13 protein-coding genes are annotated in these 16,180 nt (G+C 44.6%); 9 read left to right on the top strand and 4 right to left on the bottom strand.

Annotated features, from left to right (window positions below; genetic code table 11):
• Positions 1–307 precede the first annotated feature (307 nt).
• The 7 genes from HYN59_RS06685 (at position 308) to clpX (ending at position 9,346) form a co-directional block, all read left to right on the top strand.
• Positions 308–1,555, top strand: coding sequence for an OmpP1/FadL family transporter (locus tag HYN59_RS06685; protein ID WP_181369523.1), 1,248 nt, complete (start codon positions 308–310; stop codon positions 1,553–1,555).
• Positions 1,556–1,565: 10 nt separating this feature from the next.
• Positions 1,566–3,140 (top strand): SGNH/GDSL hydrolase family protein, encoded by a 1,575-nt coding sequence (locus HYN59_RS06690; protein WP_108777537.1) that lies wholly within the window; start codon positions 1,566–1,568, stop codon positions 3,138–3,140.
• A gap of 150 nt (positions 3,141–3,290) precedes the next feature.
• Positions 3,291–5,255, top strand: coding sequence for a beta propeller repeat protein (locus HYN59_RS06695; protein ID WP_108777538.1), 1,965 nt, complete (start codon positions 3,291–3,293; stop codon positions 5,253–5,255).
• A 97-nt stretch (positions 5,256–5,352) separates the two neighbouring features.
• Positions 5,353–5,703 carry a phage holin family protein gene (locus tag HYN59_RS06700; protein ID WP_108777539.1) on the top strand — a complete coding sequence of 117 codons (351 nt, stop codon included), beginning with the start codon at positions 5,353–5,355 and terminating at the stop codon, positions 5,701–5,703.
• Between the two features lie 231 nt (positions 5,704–5,934).
• The gene (gene tig, locus HYN59_RS06705) at positions 5,935–7,260 is read left to right on the top strand and encodes a trigger factor (RefSeq protein ID WP_108777540.1); all 1,326 of its coding nucleotides are present in this window, start codon (positions 5,935–5,937) and stop codon (positions 7,258–7,260) included.
• Between the two features lie 96 nt (positions 7,261–7,356).
• The gene (clpP, locus tag HYN59_RS06710) at positions 7,357–8,040 is read left to right on the top strand and encodes an ATP-dependent Clp endopeptidase proteolytic subunit ClpP (RefSeq protein WP_108777541.1); all 684 of its coding nucleotides are present in this window, start codon (positions 7,357–7,359) and stop codon (positions 8,038–8,040) included.
• A gap of 73 nt (positions 8,041–8,113) precedes the next feature.
• Positions 8,114–9,346 carry an ATP-dependent Clp protease ATP-binding subunit ClpX gene (gene clpX, locus HYN59_RS06715; RefSeq protein ID WP_108777542.1) on the top strand — a complete coding sequence of 411 codons (1,233 nt, stop codon included), beginning with the start codon at positions 8,114–8,116 and terminating at the stop codon, positions 9,344–9,346.
• Positions 9,347–9,475: 129 nt separating this feature from the next.
• Here the strand turns inward: clpX and HYN59_RS06720 are convergent, their stop codons facing one another.
• The 3 genes from HYN59_RS06720 to HYN59_RS06730 all read right to left on the bottom strand — a co-directional run bounded on the left by HYN59_RS06720 (position 9,476) and on the right by HYN59_RS06730 (position 11,945).
• Entirely contained in the window at positions 9,476–9,655 is a 180-nt protein-coding gene (locus HYN59_RS06720; protein WP_108777543.1) for a hypothetical protein, read from the bottom strand.
• A gap of 69 nt (positions 9,656–9,724) precedes the next feature.
• The gene (locus HYN59_RS06725; protein WP_146185881.1) at positions 9,725–10,402 is read right to left on the bottom strand and encodes a M949_RS01915 family surface polysaccharide biosynthesis protein; all 678 of its coding nucleotides are present in this window, start codon (positions 10,400–10,402) and stop codon (positions 9,725–9,727) included.
• Between the two features lie 10 nt (positions 10,403–10,412).
• Positions 10,413–11,945, bottom strand: a complete 1,533-nt coding sequence (locus HYN59_RS06730) for a GH3 auxin-responsive promoter family protein (protein ID WP_108777545.1) — start codon at positions 11,943–11,945, stop codon at positions 10,413–10,415.
• A gap of 40 nt (positions 11,946–11,985) precedes the next feature.
• On the opposite strand from HYN59_RS06730, the gene HYN59_RS06735 reads away from it, so the two are divergent.
• Both HYN59_RS06735 and HYN59_RS06740 read left to right on the top strand, forming a co-directional pair.
• The gene (locus HYN59_RS06735) at positions 11,986–12,780 is read left to right on the top strand and encodes a DUF2797 domain-containing protein (protein ID WP_108777546.1); all 795 of its coding nucleotides are present in this window, start codon (positions 11,986–11,988) and stop codon (positions 12,778–12,780) included.
• A gap of 175 nt (positions 12,781–12,955) precedes the next feature.
• The gene (locus tag HYN59_RS06740; RefSeq protein ID WP_108777547.1) at positions 12,956–13,204 is read left to right on the top strand and encodes a hypothetical protein; all 249 of its coding nucleotides are present in this window, start codon (positions 12,956–12,958) and stop codon (positions 13,202–13,204) included.
• 219 nt (positions 13,205–13,423) lie between these two features.
• Here the strand turns inward: HYN59_RS06740 and HYN59_RS06745 are convergent, their stop codons facing one another.
• On the bottom strand, positions 13,424–16,090 hold the full coding sequence (locus tag HYN59_RS06745; protein WP_108777548.1) for an AsmA-like C-terminal region-containing protein: 2,667 nt from the start codon (positions 16,088–16,090) through the stop codon (positions 13,424–13,426).
• Between the last annotated feature and the right edge of the window lie 90 nt (positions 16,091–16,180).

The raw sequence follows: 16,180 nt of genomic DNA on the forward strand, positions 1-16,180 counted from the left end.
ACCAATCTCATATTTGCGTTACAGTTATACGTCTATTTTTGTCCGGATGGATGATATACTACATAACTTGGTTGTTGCAAATTTCCGGTGCGATCTACTGGGTTTTTAGGCTGATTGCCGATTAATGAGCGGATATATAAATTTTTTTATTATTTTAATGTCATATTTTTAAAAACAGTATCTGTTTATTGTTAAATAAATTATTATGAATGCATAATAATTTTACCTAAAATCTTGCGCAATACATAAATTATCCTAAATTTGATATAAGATTAATAATGACGAGAAACTAACACTTAATTTAACTATGAGAAAATTATTATCCTTAGCTATGATGGCCTGTGCGGCTACGTCTGCGTTTGCGGGTGGGTACCGCGTTAGCCTTCAGGGACAGAAGCAGCTGGGCATGGGGCATACAGGCGTAGCTGTGGTGAACAGTGCGGAAGTATTGTTCTTTAACCCGGCCGGTGCGGTATTCCTTAAAGACCGTTTCAATGTTTCAGTAGGCGCCAATGCACTTTTTGCCAGGACAAAATTCCAAAACGAAGAGTACAACTGGAAAGCTTCTACCTCAAATACAGGTACGCCTTTCAGCCTGTATGCTTCCTATAAGGTACTGGACTGTGTCGCGCTCGGTGTCGCAGTATATACCCCTTACGGCAGTGCCGTATCGTGGGATAAAGACTGGGTAGGATCGCATCTTGTAAACAATATCGACCTCGAGGCTATCTACATCCAGCCTATAGCTTCCATCAAAGTGAATGACAAATTCAGCGTTGGTGGTGGCCCTATATATGTAACGGGTGGTGTTGAGCTGAACAGGAACCTTACCCGCAGCCTTACCGACGAGCAGGGCAACAGGTCGGACATTACCATAAAAGCACAAAATGTTACCGCATGGGGATGGAGCGCCGGCTTTATGTTCAACCCAACCGAAAAAATAAGGCTTGGTGTTAACTACCGTTCAGAAATTACGATGAAGGCGCGCGGCGGCGACGCTACTTTCCACGACCTTCCTGCTTTTGCACAGGGAATTTATACCAATACTACATTTAATGCCAACCTTCCGCTTCCTGCAGAGCTTACTGCCGGTTTCTCGGTACAGCTTACCGACAAGTGGCTTGTGGCATTCGATTACAACAGGGCATTCTGGAATGTTTACAAATCCCTTAATGTAGATTTTGCAAGCGGCATACCATCATCGGTAAACCCGCGTAACTACCATGATGCGAGCACCTTCAGGGTAGGTACACAATTTAAGCCGAACGATAAGATCGCCCTTCGTGCCGGATGGTACTATGACGAAAGTCCGGTTCAGAAAGGCTATTTTGCCCCTGAAACCCCAAGGAACGATTCTATGGGCTTTACAGGAGGCTTCACTTACCAGTTCGCTCCTAAGTTTGGAGTGGATGTATCCTTCCTTTACCTACGCTTTGCAGAGACCAAAGCATCATACGACCACTACACCGAAGATGGCAACCCGAACGTGTCTTTTGGCGGTACTTACAAAAACGTGGTGTTCTCTCCGGGTGTTGGTTTAACTTATAGCTTCTAATTAAAATACTATGAAAAATAAAGTAATATACTTAGCAATACTGGCCGCCGGATTTGCATCGTGCGAGCCGGAATTTGATAATGAGGTAACGAATGCCAGCTACAGTGCCGGGGATGCCGATTTCAGCAGCTATGTGGCGATAGGCAACTCGCTTACGGCCGGATATATGGACAACACCGTTTCTAGGGTGAGCCAGTCGTATTCCTACCCTAGCATACTTGCCAGACAGTTTGCCCTTGTGGGTGGCGGTGAGTTCACGCAGCCGTCTTATGCAGAGGACGTAAATAACCTTGGCGGTATCGCAGGGCTTTCCCAGTTTCCTACCAGACTTATAATCGATGCGTCGGCAGGCGGCCCTGAGCCAATAGCCGGTACATCTACGGTGAGCTTAACACCGCAGGCAATGGCTTTCAATAACATGGGCGTGCCGGGTGCCAAATCGTTCCACCTTCTTGCACCGGGCTACGGTAACCCTGCTGGCCTGGCTACCAACCCACCTATGGCTAACCCGTACTACGTGCGTATGGCTACTTCGCCTTCCGCTACAGTGCTTGGCGATGCAATGACCAAAAACCCGACATTCTTTACCAACTGGATAGGCTCTAACGATGTACTTGCTTACGCAACCTCGGGCGGTACAGGCGTAGACCAGGACGGTAACATGAACCCTGCAACCTACGGCAGCAGTGACATTACCGACCGCAATGTATTTGCAGGCGTATATTCGCAAATTATAAATACGCTTACATCAAATGGCGCAAAAGGCGTTGTGGCTACAATACCGAATGTAACTGCCATCCCGTATTTTACAACGGTACCATACAACCCATTGACTGCAGCTGCTATAGGCGGCGGTGACGAAGCTGTGGGCGTTGCTACGATAAACCAATTGAATACGTCGCTTTTAGGTCCGGTTAAGCAAGTGCTTACGGCATTAGGGCAGGGCAACAGGATACAGCTTCTCTCTACAACAGAAGCGAACCCGCTTCTTATAAAGGATGAGACGCTGGTAAACTACGGGCCACAAATTACAGGCGCGCTTACAGGGGCCGGTGTACCGGCACAGCAGGCGGCGCTTATAGGCGCTATTTTCGGTCAGGCAAGGCATGCAACGGCTTCAGACCTGGTGCTGCTTACTACAAGGACTGTTATTGGCACAGCGCCGTCAAGCCCAATGGCAATAGCCCCACTTAACAAGTATGGCGTAACCTTCCCGCTTGATGACCAACACGTGCTGACATCAAGCGAAGTTACCATTGTAAACAATGCTACGACTGCATTTAATAACACGATCAAATCTATTGCTGCGTCAAAAGACCTTGCTGTTGTTGATATGAACGCTGTTATGAACCAGCTTATATCCGGCCTTAGGGTTGAGGATGGCTCGATCTATACCGCAAATTATTTTAGTACGGCCACATTGAGCACGGTAGTGTTCTCACTGGACGGCGTGCACCCCAACGCAAGGGGTTATGCATTAGTTGCTAACGAGATACTCAAGGTGATCAACGAGCATTACCATGCGAAGCTGCCACTGGTAAGCGCCGGTAACTATCCGGGTGCCACAGTGCTTCCGACAAACTAAGAAGTAATAAAATTTCTATAAAAGCGTCCTGAATAAGGGCGCTTTTTTTTAGAGCATCATTCTTCAGTATTTGTACGGCTTGCTTTTATACGATCTTATCTAGTATGAACGTTAAGTTAAAACACGATTATTCATCAACCTATCATGACTATGAAACAAACAAGATACCTTTTCACATTATTTGTCGCTGCAGTTGCTTTTGGACAAACCAGGGATACCCGGGCGGAAATGGATATTTATGGAAGGGCTGATGAAATATCAGTTTCCCCTGATGAGAAAATATGGCTTGTCAGCGCAATGGGCAATACATATTATACTGATAATATCAACTCTGACTGGCATTATGGGAGGTCTTTTGGGAATGGTGACCTGATCGGTTCTACACATTTAGAACGTATATCTTTTTTCAATAAAGATGTCGCTATAATGACAGGATATATTCCCGGCCCGGATGCAGAAGAAAAAAGCGGTTATTTCCTTACGTCAGACGGAGGGAAAAACTGGAAGATGCTTGATTTTGGTGATAATTCCTGGATATACGATGTTTTTGTTGATGCTGGAGGAAACGCTTGGATGGGTGGGTCATCTGGCTCAATCCTTTTTTCTTCAGACTTTGGGCAGCACTGGAAAAAACTAAATTCCCCTTACAATTCAGAAACCAGGATGGCGGCTATCTTTATGCAAAGCCCTACAGTAGGTGTATCGGGGGCGTTACACGGCAGTATTTATTGTACAGTGGATAATTGGAAATCAAGCAGGAAAATTATAACCCCCTTTGAACAATATAAATTTAACGGCGAAGACTATAATGATGACAGGATAAAAAAAGTGTTGCTTTGGAATGATCACATTGTTGTTAACCAGAACGGACATGTTTATTATACTAAGGCAGATAAGATCAATTGGCAGCTTTTCCCGGTCGCAATTATTGATTTCGAACTTGATACGGATTCGAAAACCCTTTTTGCCGTTACCGATAAACTGGAGGTTGTGGAGTTTTTCCTGCCAACACAATTTCGGAAATTTAGAGATAGTTCCATTTTTGGGTATCCTACATGTTGCAAGGTTGTTAATCACTCTTTGTATGTCCTCTCAGACCAGGAAATTTATAAAGTGAACAATGCAGGTTTGACACACAGAATACCATATACCACGGACAAACCTATTGAGGAGCCCCGTATTGTAAAACATGGAAAAAACATAATTTGGGGGATAAATGGTAAACAGGTCTATCTTGCCGGTGAAGACAGGGTATGGTACAGGGAAAATGCTCTTGATATTGTTGTGACAGATCTCATGTTGCTTAATGATAGCAATGCGATCTTTTGGGACGGCGAGGACAATTACAGTTATTCGTTAAAGGACCATACTCCCGAAAAAATTGTCCCTAATTCTCCATTAAACGCATTTTTGGCATCGCCAATAAGATCATTCAGTATTACTGCGGGAAGCCAGGGTTGTTTCCATAGTCAGGAAGATGTGGTGAATTATGAAATTAGTAATGATTCGGTTTATACAACAGGTGTTTTCGTAAGTAAGTACATGGATAAAAAACCTCTTGACTTCACTAAAAAAATAAATATAGCCGGATTAGAAAATTCTCTTCATAGTATAAATGCACATCCTTCGTCTATGCCTTCGTTAAAAGATTTTGGAATTACCGGAAAAGATATTAGGGATTATAAGGCAATGGTTAATGAACAGATCAAAGAAATGCAAGGCTTAACTAAAAAAGAAAGATTAGCACGTAAAGAGTTTTATTATGCTGTTCCAAAAATGCTTGATACGATAAACAATCAGACAATTGAGAATATATTCAGGCAAAGGGAAAACATATGGAGTACTACTGTTAATTGGACCGGAGTAAGCATTATTAACCAACAGAATGACACGATCCATATTGGGCGTTCCTTTTACGAACGTTCATTGCCTTGGAATCTTCCCTGGCATTTTCAATATAAAGGCCTTAACTTCAATTGCTATCAAATAGGTTTCTCAAAGTTTATCGATTCCTGTATCCCTCCCGGCTTTATGAATAAGGAGATCTTCGATAATAGGTTACTGATCATGGAAATTGCTAATTATTGGTGGGAACAAAAGCGGGATTTACAATAACAATAACAGAATTACAAGTGTACAAATGATTAAAATTTCCCTAAAAAGCGTCCCGGTTTCGGGGCGCTTTTTGTATTTTTACAGTAATTATTTACAAATGAAAACCCTTATCAACATATTCTTTACTACTGTTTTTGTAATGCTGCTGGCCCACCTGCTTCCGGGCGTTCATGTGCATAATTACATGACGGCATTATTGGTAGCCCTTGTGCTGGGACTGCTGAATATTTTCGTAAAACCGCTGCTGGTATTGTTCACGCTGCCGGCCACCATCTTTACACTGGGGCTGTTCCTCCTTGTCATCAACGCCATCATTATCATGCTTTGCGATGAGCTTGTGGACGGGTTTCGCGTAGACGGCTTCTGGTATGCGCTGCTTTTCAGTTTGGTGTTGTCGTTCTGCCAGTCATTGGTGTCGGGGCTTACGAAGGAGGAAAAGAAGTCGTAATACCTGTTGTTTTTATTCACTGGCATCTTTCGGCTTTATTGCGTTTCTGCCTATTTCGCTATGCAACCCTGAAAGGGTTAAACATAATAGCCCCGGGCATCGCCCGGGGACGCAACAACAGACTATTTATTTTTTCACCATCTTGTAATACAATATTTTAAAAACTTTGTACGGGTTGTAAAAAAACAGTAATTTTGCATCCCAAATTTGATGGTATAAACACATAGTAGAATGAATATTACAAGAGAGAATAAAGACGCATTGAATGCAGTGGTAACAGTGAATGTTACGAAAGACGATTACAAGCAAAAAGTAGATAAAGTTTTACAGGATTACAGAAAAAACGCTTCTATTCCGGGATTCAGGAAAGGTGCGGTGCCTATGAGCCTTATCCAGAAACAATACGGCAAGGCGGTTTTGCTTGACGAAGTGAACAAATTGCTGCAAACTTCCCTTAACGATTATCTTGTTGAGGAAAAACTTGACATCCTTGGCAACCCGCTTCCGAAAGTAACGGAAGATTTCAACTGGGATGCGGATGATTACGCCTTCGAATTCGAGCTTGGCCTTGCACCGGCATTCAGCGTGGACCTTGGCGCTAAAAACAATGTGGTAAAATATAACATTATTGCTGACGATAAAATGCTGGACGAGCAGGTAGAGCGCATCCAGAAGCAGTACGGCAAGCTGGTATCTAAAGATAAAGTTGAAGAAGGAGATGATATCGTTGGTACTTTTACTAATGAGGAAAAAGGCATCAACAACAGGACGACCATCACTACAGAGGTATTTAAAGATAAAAAAGCAGCGAAGAAATTCATCGGCAAAAAAGTAGGCGATGTGGTTACTATCGGTACTAAAGGCCTTTTTGACGACGACCACAAGCTTATGGATTACCTTGCTGTAGGCCACGATGACGTGCACGGACTTGACATTGAGGTGAACTTCACCATTGAAGAAATAAACACGCACGAGAAAACAGAGCTTAACCAGGAACTTTTCGACAAGCTTTTCGGCGAAGGCAACGTGACTTCTGTAGAGCAGCTTAAAGAAAAGATTAAGGAAGATGCCGAGCAGCAATTTGCCCAGCAGGCCGACCAGAAATTCCTGAACGATGTTACGGAGTCGCTTATCGCTAATACAAAATTCGACCTTCCGGCTGAATTCCTGGTAAAATGGCTTCAGACGGCAGGCGAGCAGACCCTTACGCCGGAGCAGGCTGAGGAGGAGTTCAAGCGTTCTGAGAACGGTCTTCGCTACCAGCTTATTGAAGGCAAGGTAATGAGCGAGAACAACCTGCAGCTTACTTTTGAAGACCTGAAGGCGTATACAGCTGAGGTAATCAAAAAACAGATGGCACAGTTCGGCCAGCTGAACCCGACCGATGCTGATGTAGATGGGATCGTGGCAAGGGTGCTTTCTAACAAAGATGAGGTGAAGCGCCTTTCTGAACAGGTGATGAGCGAAAAAATGATGAACCTTTTCAAAGAAAAAGTAAGCTATACAACCAAAGAAGTTACTTATCAGGACTTTATCAAAGAAATGTACGGAGAATAATTCTCGCAAAAAATGAGTATCTTTGAACGTCAGGCCATAATGGGGCTGACGTTTTTTCGTTTCTTTTAATAAACTTAAAAAAATTTTACAAAAACTATGGACTACGGTAAAGAATTCAAAAAATATGCTACCAAGCACCACGGTGTGAACAATTTATATTATGATAAGATCGTTGGCCGCGTTACGCCGATGAACCCAATGAACCTTACGCCTTACATCATGGAGGAGCGCCAGATGAACGTTGCACAGATCGACGTGTTCTCGCGCCTTATGATGGACAGGATTATTTTCCTTGGTACAGGCATCGACGACCAGGTGGCTAACATCGTTCAGGCGCAATTGCTGTTCTTAGAAAGCACCGATGCTTCTAAAGACATCCAAATCTACATCAACTCGCCGGGCGGAAGCGTTTATGCAGGCCTTGGCATGTATGACACCATGCAGTATATCAAACCGGATGTAGCTACGATCTGTACAGGTATGGCGGCTTCTATGGGTGCTGTATTGCTTTGTGCGGGCGCTGCCGGAAAACGTTCGGCATTGCCGCATTCAAGGGTAATGATCCACCAGCCATCGGGCGGTGCACAGGGTGTTGCTACCGATATGGAGATCAACCTTCGCGAAATGCTGAAGCTGAAAGAAGAATTGTATGAGATCATCGCGAAGCATTCTGGCCAGAGCTATGAGAAAGTACACAAGGACAGCGAAAGGGATTACTGGATGAAAGCCCCTGAAGCTAAGGAGTATGGAATGATAGATGAAGTATTGGTAAGAGAATAAAAAATAAAATTTTCCGTTTATAGCAACCTAAGGCGCAAAAAACGCGTCTTAGGTTATATAAGCAAATAAAAAGATGGCGAAAGAAGTATTAGAATGTTCCTTTTGCGGCAGGAAGAAGCCGGAAACCAACCTGCTAATTGCGGGCATAAGCGCACACATTTGCGACCGATGCATTGAGCAGGCCCACGGCATCGTGCTGGAAGAGCTGCGCCAAAGCGGGTCGACTGCCATGGCCGCCGAACTGGAACTTAAAAAACCAAAAGAAATAAGGGCGTTCCTTGACCAATATGTTATTGGCCAGGACCAGACCAAAAAAGTACTGTCAGTTGCGGTGTACAATCACTATAAAAGGCTGATGCAGCAACAGGGCGATGATGATGTGGAGATTGAAAAAAGCAACATCCTCATGGCGGGGCAAACGGGTACAGGCAAAACGCTTGTGGCCAAAACCATTGCCCGTATGCTCAACGTACCGCTTACCATTGTAGATGCCACGGTGCTTACTGAGGCTGGCTATGTGGGTGAGGACGTGGAGAGCATACTGACGCGCCTTTTGCAGGTAGCCGATTATGATGTAAAGAAAGCCGAGCGTGGTATCGTGTTTATCGACGAGATCGACAAGATTGCGCGTAAAAGCGATAACCCGTCCATTACACGCGATGTATCCGGTGAGGGCGTGCAGCAGGCGTTATTGAAGCTGCTTGAAGGTACGGTTGTAAACGTTCCTCCGAAAGGGGGAAGGAAGCACCCGGACCAGAAATTCATAGAGGTGAACACGCAGAACATCCTGTTCATAGCAGGCGGGGCGTTCGATGGTATCGAACGCATCATATCCAAAAGGCTTAACCGCCAGGCAGTGGGCTACAGCACATCGCGCAATACCGATAATATCGATAAAGACAACCTGCTGCAGTACATCATCCCGAAAGACATTAAGGACTTCGGCCTGATACCCGAAATCATCGGGCGTATGCCGGTACTCACACACATGGACCCCCTCGACAGGGAAACGCTACGTGCGATCCTTACAGAGCCTAAAAATGCCCTTGTAAAGCAGTACCAAAAGCTTTTTGCAATGGATGATGTAGCGCTAACCGTTGAAGACGATGCACTCGATTATATCGTGGAAAAAGCATTGGAGTACAAACTCGGTGCCAGGGGACTGCGTTCGCTATGCGAAGCCATCCTTACCGAAGCGATGTACGAACTTCCGGGATCGGATGAGAAAGAACTGCACATTGACAAAGACTATGTGGAGCACCATCTGAACAGGACGTTGTTGAAGCGTTTGAAAGCAGCATCGTAAGCAATACTGTTCTCGACTGCGCTCGAACTGACAACGTGATTATCATATTTACGTTTATATTATTTCCGTTGTCACATCGAGCGCAGTCGAGATGAAGTAATAAATAGCACATAACAAAAAAGCCATCGTTTACACGATGGCTTTTGTCTTTTTGGTAACGCCTTCAGCAGGCATCGGTGTCTTATCTGTTTTGTCGTTTTCCACGATGCATCGGCGCCTTGAGCAGCCGTAGCGATGCACCTGCGGGCCACATGAGGTTAATAATAATAATCCGGCAGCAGCAAGTGTTAAGAGTGTTTTCCTTTTCATTATATCATTTCAGTTTAGCATATAAATGCAAAGGTAATGCCAAACTTTAAATCGCTGTAAATCTTTGTGTTAAAGTTTTTTAGGCTCTCCCGTGGATGGAACAAAGTAAAGGTTTTCCTTCCATAATTTTTTTGCGAATACCCGGAAGCTTTCCGGCGCATTGGTAAAAGCGGGATCAAATTTATATGTACCACCGTCATAGCTTTTATTTCCTTTTTCGTCAACTCCCTGTAGCATTTTTTCGGTTCCCCGCATGGCATGTTTTTTTCCGTTTTCGTACATGATGAGTTTCATATCTGCGGGGCTCACGTCGCCACGACAGGCTGTCTTATAAACCATCCATACTTCCGCAAAGCCATCATTGTCCAGATCGGTAATGTTTGGTGGGTCTGATACGAAGTTGGCCTCGATATCTAAGGGGCAGTCCGAGATGTAATCATAGACCTTCCACGTTTGTAACGGTTTACCACCTTTCATGATGTAATGGTACGCAAACAATTCAGCATCTCGCCCATCATCTTCATGCTTGAATTTCTTGCTTGTATAAATCCCTGTTTCGGTAGTAATTAAAATATTGTCGCCATTGGCATCTTTCCACTGCAAAGCCGACTTTACCTTTCCTTCATACTCAATTCCTTCCGGCAATTGCTTTGCATTGAGTTTTGTCGGCGACAGCTTTCCCTGTGCAAGACATACAGAAATATTTATAAGTACTAAAAACAGTGTGGCGTTACGTTTGGTTATCATATAGGAATAATTAAGCCATTGATCCATCCTCAACCTGCATCGCTTTCAGCTGTTCCAGATAATGGCGCTCATTCGAAAGCCTTGGTATCTTGTGCTGCCCGCCCAGCTTGTCCTGCTCCTTCAGCCAGTCATAAAAAAGCTTTGGCCGCGCAACGTTCAGTACGAGGGGGTTCAGGGTCATATTATTATAGCGCTTTGCTTCGTAATCCGAATTTAGTGACTGTAGCGCTTCATCAAGGGTCTTGCGGTAGTGCTCCACATCATCGGGAACATTCTTAAATTCAATGATCCATTCGTGCGCGCCCTTTTCCCGGCCGTCCATAAATACGGGAGCCACTGTATAGTCGATCACCTCAGCCCCGGTAATGGCACACGCTTTTGCGATAGCGGTATCGGTATTTTCTACCATTAGCTCTTCGCCAAAAACATTGATGTGGTGCTTCGTGCGCCCGGTCACCTTTATACGGTAGGGATCCAGGGAGGTAAAGCGAATGGTGTCGCCGATCATGTAGCGCCACAGCCCGGCATTGGTGGTAATCACGATAGCATAGTTCTTGTTCAGTTCCACATCAGCCAGGCGGATAACCCTTTGATTGGGTGTGCCAAAAGTATCCATCGGGATGAATTCGTAAAAAATGCCATAGTCAAGCATAAGCAGCAGTTCGTTGCTGTCGTTAGAATCCTGTATGGCAAAAAAGCCTTCGGAAGCATTGTAAATCTCATAGTACCTAAAGTCGCTTTTCGGCAGGATCTTTTTGTATTGCTCGCGGTAGGGCTCAAAGCTCACGCCGCCGTGAAAGTACACTTCAAGGTTAGGCCATATCTCCAGCAGGTTGCTCTTTCCGGTCTCTTCGAGCAGGCGGTTCATAAGCACCAGCATCCATGACGGGACACCTGCAAAACTGGTCACGTTCTCCACCATGGTCTCCTTTACAATGGCGGCCAGCTTAGTCTCCCATTCGCTCATCAGCGATGTTTTGTTACTCGGTGTACTGCTGAACTCGGCCCACATAGGCATGTTGTCTATCAATATAGCCGAAAGGTCGCCAAAAAAGGTGTTATTGTCTTCGTAAAGCTGCTTGCTTCCGCCCAGGCGGAGGCTTTTCCCGGTAAACAGCTGCGAGTCTTCATTATTGTTGAGATAGAGGCACAGCAGGTCCTTTCCCGCTTTGTAATGGCAGTCTTCGAGCGCCTCTGTGCTTACCGGAATGAATTTGGATTTGGCATTGGTCGTCCCGCTCGATTTAGCGAACCATTTTATCGGCGTAGGCCAAAAAACGTTCTGCTCGCCACGGCGGGTCTGCTCGATCATTGGTTCCAGGTCTTCATACGAGGATACCGGCACCCTTTCGGCAAAAGCCCGGTAATTCTTCACGGAAGCAAACTCATATTTCACCCCGGTCACAGTGCTTTCCGCGTTGCGTACCAGGTTCATAAGCAGCTCTTCCTGAACCTCATTGGGGTATTTCATAAACAATTCCATCTGGTGGATGCGTTTCTTCAGTATCCAAGAAGCAATTGAATTGATTATCGGCAATGCCATATTTTAGTATCTTTATGCCCATAAAAATACTAAATTTTCCATGCAATACGAAGGCGTTCTCACAAAAATGCAAACCGAGCCCGGCAATCCCATACAATACTACATGGTGTTCGAAAATAGTTTTTTGAATGTGAACCAGTTATTGGGTGAAGATTTTGAGATCAATTTTATGGGTTTCAGCTGCCTTAACTGTACTAAAAAAAAGAAGATCTACCGCATGGGCTTTTGCTACGACTGTTTTTACAGCATCCCTTCGGCGGGCGACTGGATCATGCGTCCCGAGCTCAGCACGGCACACCTTGACGTTGCCGACCGCGACCTGGAATTCGAAAAGAAAGTGCAGCTGCAGCCCCATGTGGTTTACCTTGCATCAGCTTCCGGCATGAAAGTAGGGGTAACGCGCAAAACGCAGGTGCCTACCCGTTGGATCGACCAGGGGGCATCCTTTGCAACACCGTTGGTAGAAGTGCCCAACCGCTACCTGGCTGGTATCACCGAGGTCGCCCTCAAAAGCCACTTTTCCGACAAGATCAACTGGAAGAAGATGTTGCTCAACGACATTACACTAATCGACCTTATAGCGCGCCGCAACGAGGTTCAGGAGCTCCTGCCCGACGAAGTGCGCGATTACTTTGCCACCACCCCGGAAAAGCTGTACGAGCTCCAATATCCTGTTTTGGAATACCCTAAAAAAATAAGCAGCCTCAATATTGCTACTACGCCTGTTTTTAGCGGTAAGCTAATGGGCATCAAAGGCCAATACCTCATTTTTGAAGACGGCACCGTGTTTAATGTGCGGGCGTATGAGGGATTTGTGGTGCAGATAAATGTGTGATTTGGTTGCCAGTTGATGGTTGACAGTTGACAGTCGAAAGGATTATCAATAATTAAAGGAGTATGAAAAAAAGTATACTTATCGTCATAGTGATTTTGTCGGTCATATTTCAATCATGTACATGTGATTGTGAAGGTAAATATTATAATACAAACGATGAATCGGCAGTTAACATGTGATCATAAATACCGATGGAACTTATTTTCAATATTATAAAAAGGATACGTTAAAATTTTCTAACAAAGGAAAATGGACGTTGTCAGAAGATGGATACTGCACCATTGATTTAGAAAATTGGCACAATTATAATGAGCCCGATAGAAAAGAAAAAATTTATGGAAGCTTCCTCTTTTATATCGATGGAGAATATTTAAATGAAGGTCCTGAGGGTCAAAATTCAGGCAGTTTCAAAAAGAATAGATAACCATATTGTTTAAATCAATAATTATAATTCTTGTAGAACATAAAAAACACCTGTCAAGCTTACATTGACAGTTGTTTTTCGTTTGAGTGTAGCTTGCTCCCCTCTCCTTGGAAAGAGGCTGGGGATGAGACCAAAAAAACACCCGTCAAGTCCTAAAACCTGACGGGTGCTTAATTTAGTATTGAGTGAGGCCATCAACTGACAACCATCAACCAATAACTATTTCTCGTCTTTCTTCTCCTTCTTCTTAAACAACCCTTCCATTAGCTTGCCGGCGCCTTGCTTGGCTTTTTCCTCAACCTGCTGTTTTACCTGCTCGCTGGTTTTCGGTTTTGTGGTAGTAGTTGTATCTTTTGTTGTCGAAGTGTTCTTGTTGCCGCCCAGCAGGCCGCCCAAAAGGTCCTTGCCTTTATCAATACCCTGGTTCAGGTACTTGTCTTTCTGCTGCTGTACCAACTGCGTAGTGAGGCTTGTAACCGATTTGGAAAGGTCGGTACTTACTTTCGGGTTCTTGAAGTTCCCTGTAATAACGGCATTCACCGGAACGCTTATTTTGCTGGCATCGGTTTTCAGTGAACTTAGCAGCTTGGTTACTTCGTTGCCCAAGTATTTGGCAGGCACATCGAAAGCAACATTATAACTCATCGTCTGGTCGAAGCCGTGCTGCCCGCTGATCTTTACGTCGATATCCTGGTATTTCAGGTTGAAAGGCTTGATATTTACCTTGCCATTCTCGAAAGTCAACCCTATTTTCTGGTTCAGGTTCAGTTTTTTCAGATCAAGGAACTTCAGGTTGCTGGTAAGCGCCGTCAGCACTTTTGATTTCTCCGGGTTAACCGAAGTAGAAAGCAGTTGCCCCATCAGGTCGCCGCTTAGGGACTTGAGGTCGGGTGTCATTTCCTTGGCATCAAGTTTTCCCGAAAGTTTTATAGTTGTATTGATCTTACCGGTAATCACATCAGCGATAGGCGCAATGGATTTCAGCATCTCCAATTGCGTGAATGATTGTGTAATATCTACGCTGTTTAGCGAAAGATCCATGTCAAAGGCCGGTGCCGCGCCTTTAGTCGATACGCTGCCGTTTGCCCCTATAAGTCCCCCGAAGACGGATGTCTTCAGGTTTTGTATGGAAACTGCCTCGTCTTTTATGATCATCTTACCCGAAACGTCTTTCAGGTTCAGGTTGTCATACACTACCGTATTGGCTTTGGCTGTAATGGTACAGTCCAGAAATGCCGGAATTTTTACGGCATCGCTTGCAGTAGTGGTTTTCTTTACTTCCTTGCCGTCTTTTTTCGTAGTAGTCGTTTTGGTATCCGGAGCCATGAAATCGGCAACTAATAGCTTATCGGAATTCATATTGAAATTCCCCTTAAGTGTCTGATCTTTGAATATAAATCCGTAAAAATTATCAATTGTACCGGTAACCGATATGTCCGAACCGCCTGTTTTAGCATCAAATTTGCTTAGTGTAATGCGGCTTGGGTTGAAGGCTACATCTGCCTGTTTGATCACAATAGGCTTCGCCATGCCCTCACCGGAATAGTTGAAACCGCTCAGGCTTAAGGTACCATTATTCTGTATCTTTTCATACTGGCTCTTTTCTACGGCCTGCATGTCGAATTTCGTTTCCACATCCGCCTTCAGCATACCCGATAACGGCATGTCCAGCTTTACAGGATAAGCTTTCCCGAAATTGGTCAGGTTAATGGTGCCTTTCAGTTTGGCATCCACCAATGGGTTTTCCACGATATTCTTTATGCTGGCGCTGGCATCGAAGACATCCTGGTCAATACGGAACGACAGCTTGTCAAGGTTTACATAGGTATCGTTCAGTACGCCTGTCACGTTGATGATCTTGGTATCGATCACGATATTCTGCACCGATTTCGGAAGGTCAGGATATTTGAATGAAGCATTGTTCGATGCGATTGCGATATTGAATTTCGGCACGCTGTTGTCGCTGTTCAGCCCGTTCACTTTACCGTTGATGGTAAAATCGCCTTCTGTCTTTACAGCTGCCAGGTTGCCCGAATACGCTTCCGGTATCAGTCCCAAAAAGTTCTTGAACGATGAGGTCGGTGTTTTAAAAGTCAGGTCGAATTGCTGCCCGGCTTCCACCATGGCAAGGCTTCCGTCAAATTCAAGCGGCAATTGGTTGATGAGCGCTTTGTTATTTTTAAAAGTATAAATGCTCTTTTCAAGGTCGAGTCCAAGCACGGCATCTAGGCTAAGCGTTACATTGCGCATGTAGTTGGTCTTATCCATATCCAGCGTAAGCCTTGCGGTGGTTTTGGTGTCCAGGTCCAGCTTGCTTGCGGCAAAATTCCCTTTACCTTCGTGGTTCAGGCTGTCGATCACCATTTTTATTTTCGAGCGCTCGTCGTAATATTTAAAGCGAAGATTCTCTATCTTATAATCCTGCACGTTCAGCGCGAACGGCTTGCTTTCTTTGGCATCTGACGGTTTTTCGTCCTTATCTTTTAAGGCGATATCAAAGTTGCCCACGCCGTCTTTATTAAATAGGATATTGATGACTCCATCTTTCGTGCTTAACGATTCGATATTCATCGGCTCGCCATCGCCTTTAAAAAGTTCTTTTACAGACATGTCAAGGTTCAGCTCGCCCATATATACCAGCGTATCGCCTGCAAAAGGCGCTTTATTGATAATACTAAGCTTATCAACAGTCACATTCGCTTTCGGGAAGCTGCTGAAAAGGCTCAGGCTTACGTCCTCGAAAGCCACGGTAGCATCCACCTTCTCGTTGATGGCCTTAACGATCATCTCTTTTATCTTGTTCTTAAAAAGGAAAGGCGCTGCCGCCAGCGCTATAATGATAACCAGCAGGGTTATCCCGGTCCATTTCAGGATTTTCTTAGCCATGTTTTTTATTTTGTAATATTTGCCTTAAAGATATTGCAACTGCCCCAATATTCAAAAAATAAAATAACCACATAGTTATGTCAGGATAGC

The organism is Flavobacterium album, assembly GCF_003096035.1.
GTDB lineage: Bacteria > Bacteroidota > Bacteroidia > Flavobacteriales > Flavobacteriaceae > Flavobacterium > Flavobacterium album.

Coding starts and splice junctions, on each gene's coding strand:
- HYN59_RS06685 (WP_181369523.1), top strand. CDS start 308: ATGAGAAAATTATTATCCTTAGCTATGATGGCCTGTGCGGCTACGTCT.
- HYN59_RS06690 (WP_108777537.1), top strand. CDS start 1,566: ATGAAAAATAAAGTAATATACTTAGCAATACTGGCCGCCGGATTTGCA.
- HYN59_RS06695 (WP_108777538.1), top strand. CDS start 3,291: ATGAAACAAACAAGATACCTTTTCACATTATTTGTCGCTGCAGTTGCT.
- HYN59_RS06700 (WP_108777539.1), top strand. CDS start 5,353: ATGAAAACCCTTATCAACATATTCTTTACTACTGTTTTTGTAATGCTG.
- tig (WP_108777540.1), top strand. CDS start 5,935: ATGAATATTACAAGAGAGAATAAAGACGCATTGAATGCAGTGGTAACA.
- clpP (WP_108777541.1), top strand. CDS start 7,357: ATGGACTACGGTAAAGAATTCAAAAAATATGCTACCAAGCACCACGGT.
- clpX (WP_108777542.1), top strand. CDS start 8,114: ATGGCGAAAGAAGTATTAGAATGTTCCTTTTGCGGCAGGAAGAAGCCG.
- HYN59_RS06720 (WP_108777543.1), bottom strand. CDS start 9,655: ATGAAAAGGAAAACACTCTTAACACTTGCTGCTGCCGGATTATTATTA.
- HYN59_RS06725 (WP_146185881.1), bottom strand. CDS start 10,402: ATGATAACCAAACGTAACGCCACACTGTTTTTAGTACTTATAAATATT.
- HYN59_RS06730 (WP_108777545.1), bottom strand. CDS start 11,945: ATGGCATTGCCGATAATCAATTCAATTGCTTCTTGGATACTGAAGAAA.
- HYN59_RS06735 (WP_108777546.1), top strand. CDS start 11,986: ATGCAATACGAAGGCGTTCTCACAAAAATGCAAACCGAGCCCGGCAAT.
- HYN59_RS06745 (WP_108777548.1), bottom strand. CDS start 16,090: ATGGCTAAGAAAATCCTGAAATGGACCGGGATAACCCTGCTGGTTATC.